Source organism: Accumulibacter sp., from assembly GCF_023806565.1.
Classification (GTDB): domain Bacteria; phylum Pseudomonadota; class Gammaproteobacteria; order Burkholderiales; family Rhodocyclaceae; genus Accumulibacter.
The window spans coordinates 1-3,299 of sequence record NZ_JAMTDV010000081.1 but is presented as its reverse complement, the minus strand read 5'-3'; the positions used below and the strand labels follow the sequence as shown (position 1 = coordinate 3,299).

Here is a 3,299-nt window from a genome sequence, read left to right as displayed (position 1 = left end):
CGGCGCGGCCGCAGGGGCTTGTGCTTCCGGGGTGGGGATGCGGGCTGCCGTCGTCGTCGATCTGCGCGACCAGGGTGTCCCAAGCGACGAGCCCCTGCTTGTCGACGGTCAGGCGCAGCAGCCAGCCGCTTCGCGCGGCCGGGTAATCGAATCCATCAAAGACGAAGTTGCCGAGGCTGTACACGATCAGCTTGCCCCGATAATACTCTGCGCCCTGGGTGACGTGCGGATGCCCGCCGACCACCAGATCGGCGCCGGCGTCGATCATCGTTCGCGCCAGCTGACGTTGCCGCTCGCTCGGCTGCCGTTCACGCTCCCAGCCCCAATGCATGAACGGAATTACCAGATCGGCACCGGCGGCGCGTGCCGCGCGGATGTCGGCGACAACCTGCGCATCCTCGCTCCAGGCGATTCCTGGCCATTCGGCCCCGGCTTCAAACGAGCGCGGCTTGAACTCGTTGTACGCGAGCACGGCGATACGCAGACCGCGACCTTCGATCCACAGCGGACGGTGCGCTTCGGCGAGCGTGCGCCCGCCACCGACGGCGGCGACGCCGTGGTCGGCGAGATGGCCAAGCGTTTCCAGAAATGCCGCCTGGCCGTAATCGCCGGAATGATTGTTGGCGACGCCAAGCGCATCGAATCTGCCGACCAGCACGCGCAGCACGCGGGGATCGGCGCGGAAGCTGAACAGCTTGTTGTCCAGCGGCTTGCCCGCGGTAGCGATCGGACATTCCAGATTGCCGATGCGGTAGTCCGCGTCGATGAGCACGGCGGCAAAGGCGGCGAGCGGATCGCCGCCGCGGCTGACGAGACGGCCCGGCCCGTCGTCGAGCATGATGTCGCCGACAAAGATCAGGCGGATGGGGTCGCCGCCGGCCGATCCGGCGAGCACCACGCCGAGCGCGGTGGCGAGCCAGCGCAAGTGCTTTCGCAAGGTCACGGGGTGCGTCCGGCTGGCGGCGACAACTCGCACCAGTACTCGAGTTCGCCATCGCGAATCGGCTCATAGACGCGGTTGCGTCCGGTAAAGCCGTAACCGGCGCCGCCGCCGGTCGCTGGCGGGTAGCAATGTGTCGCCTGATGGATCGGCAGCGGTCCATTGTCCCGGTTGGCGAAGACGTAGAGCTTGATCGCGGCCAGATCCGGCGGGTCTTTCTGGAACACCATGCGGAACAGGAAGTACGAGCCAATCGCGTGGACGGGAACGGCATAGGGCGAATCGACCGGCAACGCTTCCAGGGAGCGTGTTTCCCCGCCATAGCTCAGGTGGCAGACGAGCGTCTCGGCGTGTGCGGAGAAAGCGACGACGAGGGCTGCGGCGAGCCAGCGGCAGCAATGGGTCGGCGAGTCGATTGCCGGGCGGCGACCGGGCATGGGTGCGCGAGCAGAGTGCGGAAGTGCCGGCAGTATTGGGGTTCGTGCCGCGTGAGTCAATCGTTTCGCCGGATGGTTTGCCAGGCACCGCCGGTGCTGCCGGCTGGCGATCCGGCAGCGACATCCTGTATATTTGCCCTGGCCGGCGAGCCGGCCGATTGGACGGAGGTGCCGATGAACTCTTCTTCCCGTGGCGTCGTTGCGGAGGTTCTGCGGATGCGCCGCGCGAGCACGACACAGTGCGACGATTTCGCGGTGGGTAAGTCGCCGGGCACCACGGTTCTCTCCGGCGCTCGCTGCGGGCGACTGGATGCTTTGCGGGAGCAGTGAGATGCTTGCCAGGCATGATTCGCCGGCATTGGTCATTTTCGATTGCGATGGCGTGCTCGTGGACAGCGAGCCGATTGCCAGCCGCGTACTCGCAGAAGCGTTGACCGAGATCGGTTTTCCTCTGAGCGCGCAAGATGCGGTCGATCGCTATACGGGCATCAGTCTGCGTTCCCTGCTGGCACGAGTCGAGAACGAATGGGGGCAGGCATTGCCGGCGGGTTTCGCCGAAGGTCTCGACGAACGCGACCGTGCCGCGTTCCGGGCGGAACTGCGGCCGTTGCCCGGGGTTGCCGAGATGCTGCGTGCGCTGCCATTGCCAAGATGCGTAGCGTCGTCGGGATCGCTCGCAAAGATCCGCTGCAATCTCGAGCTGACCGGCCTGCTGCAATACTTCGAGCCACACCTGTTCAGTGCCGAAATGGTGGCGCACGGCAAACCGGCTCCAGACCTCTTCCTCCATGCCGCGGCGAGCATGGGATCGCTGCCGCAGCGCTGCGTGGTCGTGGAAGACAGCATTGCCGGTGTGCAGGCTGCCCGGGCTGCCGGCATGGCTGTCCTCGGATTCTGCGGGGGTGGCCACGCGCAGCCGGGGTTGGCTGAGGCGCTGCATGCTGCCGGCGTTCGCCGCGTGTTCAGCCGCATGGCGGAATTGCCGGGCCTGCTCGACGAGAGCGGCGACCAACGGCGTTAACCGGCGCCGGAAGTCGGCGTCGCTGTGCGCCGTAGCGCCTGTTCGATCCAGCCTGCAATTCGTTCGGCAGCGGCCTGCCAGTGCGCGTCGAGCATCAGCGTGTGCCCCGCCCGCGGGATGACTGCGACATCGGCACGCCAGCGCGCGGCGGTGAACGGCAAGCCAGCCGGCGGGAAGAGTGCGTCCGCCTGGCCGCCGATGACGAGAACCGGCAGGCTTGCGCGGCGCAGGCGCATGCGCATGGCCAGCAGCGTCAGGTCGAGGATGGCGCGACGGGACTCGGACTGAAAGAAGCGACCGAAGCGGATCAGGTCGTCGGTGCCGGTTTCCGGCGAGTAATAGACGTCGCGAATCGTTTGCAGCGCTTCCGGCGTGTACTCGCCGCGGGTGGCGCGCCCCTGCCGGTCGAAAAAGGCGGGCTCCGTCAAGGCGATTTTCATCGTTGCGCCGAGGATGCCGGTCGGTGGCACCGGTGCCATCAGAACTGCTGCCTGCGCCTGGTTGCGCTCGAGAAAGCGTTCGACGACCGCGCTGCCCATCGAGTGTCCGATCACGATCGCCGGCGCCGCAAGACGGTGTGCGACCTGAGCGAGATCCTCGGCGTAGTCGTCGAGCCCGTAGGAGTGGAGCCGCTCGCGCCCCTCACTGGCGCCGTGCCCCGAGAGATCGAGCGCGTGGCAGTCGAAGCCGCGGTGGCTGAACCAGGGGAGGAAGTATGCGTCCCAACAGCCGGCGGTGGCATAGCCCCCATGCACGAAGAGCAGTGGCGGGAAATGCGTTGCGCCGACTGCCGGTCGGTGCAGGGTAAGGATGCGTCGCATGGTCACGGGCGATGACTGATCGCTGAACTGTGTTGCAGCGAGCCATGGCGCGTTCGCCACCGCCCGCTGTCTGCCGCTAG

The 3,299-nt window shown here is 67.0% G+C and carries 5 protein-coding genes; 2 read left to right on the top strand and 3 right to left on the bottom strand.

Annotated elements, in window-relative coordinates; translation table 11 throughout:
- A partial coding sequence (locus tag NFV80_RS09215; RefSeq protein WP_295328801.1) for a CapA family protein occupies positions 1 to 943 on the bottom strand: 943 nt, incomplete at its 3' end.
- A complete protein-coding gene (locus NFV80_RS09210) occupies positions 940 to 1,377 on the bottom strand; it encodes a hypothetical protein (protein WP_295328798.1) in 438 nt (145 codons plus the stop codon). The genes NFV80_RS09210 and NFV80_RS09215, both read right to left, overlap by 4 nt.
- 174 nt (positions 1,378 to 1,551) lie before the next feature.
- On the opposite strand from NFV80_RS09210, the gene NFV80_RS09205 reads away from it, so the two are divergent.
- Positions 1,552 to 1,707 carry a hypothetical protein gene (locus tag NFV80_RS09205; protein WP_295328795.1) on the top strand — a complete coding sequence of 52 codons (156 nt, stop codon included), beginning with the start codon at positions 1,552 to 1,554 and terminating at the stop codon, positions 1,705 to 1,707.
- 1 nt (position 1,708) lies between these two features.
- Positions 1,709 to 2,398: an HAD family hydrolase gene (locus tag NFV80_RS09200; RefSeq protein ID WP_295328793.1), complete on the top strand. Its 690-nt coding sequence runs from the start codon at positions 1,709 to 1,711 to the stop codon at positions 2,396 to 2,398.
- Here the strand turns inward: NFV80_RS09200 and NFV80_RS09195 are convergent.
- Positions 2,395 to 3,299, bottom strand: a 905-nt coding sequence (locus NFV80_RS09195; RefSeq protein WP_295328790.1) for an alpha/beta hydrolase, incomplete at its 5' end; no start/stop codon positions are given. The genes NFV80_RS09200 and NFV80_RS09195 overlap by 4 nt on opposite strands.

What these genes read in the sequence shown, in the direction of transcription:
- NFV80_RS09210 (WP_295328798.1), bottom strand. Translation starts at nt 1,377, where the DNA reads ATGCCCGGTCGCCGCCCGGCAATCGACTCGCCGACCCATTGCTGCCGC.
- NFV80_RS09205 (WP_295328795.1), top strand. Translation starts at nt 1,552, where the DNA reads ATGAACTCTTCTTCCCGTGGCGTCGTTGCGGAGGTTCTGCGGATGCGC.
- NFV80_RS09200 (WP_295328793.1), top strand. Translation starts at nt 1,709, where the DNA reads ATGCTTGCCAGGCATGATTCGCCGGCATTGGTCATTTTCGATTGCGAT.